General features: G+C 65.7%; 1 protein-coding gene. It reads right to left on the minus strand.

The genetic code is table 11. From position 1 onward, the window contains the following. Positions 1–73: 73 nt before the first annotated feature. A complete protein-coding gene (locus A6302_RS23365) occupies positions 74–238 on the minus strand; it encodes a hypothetical protein (protein ID WP_169833654.1) in 165 nt (54 codons plus the stop codon). Between the last annotated feature and the right edge of the window lie 124 nt (positions 239–362).

The following is a 362-nucleotide window of genomic DNA, read 5'->3' on the forward strand; positions in this document are numbered from 1 at the left end:
CAGGATCGAGAACTGGCTGGCGTGAGGCCGCGTATCTGCGGCCCGCGCCAACCGGCGTTCCGTCCTCTTGCGGTCACGCCGCGTAGTAAAAGTACGAGCCGAACAGGGCGATCATCACGCCGATGACGCCGAAGGCCAGCACATAGCGCATGTGATGGGTCTCGACGCCCTGCTTGGCCTCGGTCTCGGAAACGACGACTTTCTCGGGCTGGCCATACTGGTCGGGATGATGGACCATCTGTGTCTCCTGACATGTGTTCGGCGTCGCGTGACGCGAGCGCCTTCCACCAGAGCAACGCATCCCCTGGCCGCTTCGTTCCGCATCCGGCCCGGTCGCAGCCGGCCCGCCGTTCGCCACGCGG

The organism is Methylobrevis pamukkalensis, assembly GCF_001720135.1.
Classification (GTDB): domain Bacteria; phylum Pseudomonadota; class Alphaproteobacteria; order Rhizobiales; family Pleomorphomonadaceae; genus Methylobrevis; species Methylobrevis pamukkalensis.

Coding starts and splice junctions, on each gene's coding strand:
- A6302_RS23365 (WP_169833654.1), bottom strand. CDS start 238: ATGGTCCATCATCCCGACCAGTATGGCCAGCCCGAGAAAGTCGTCGTT.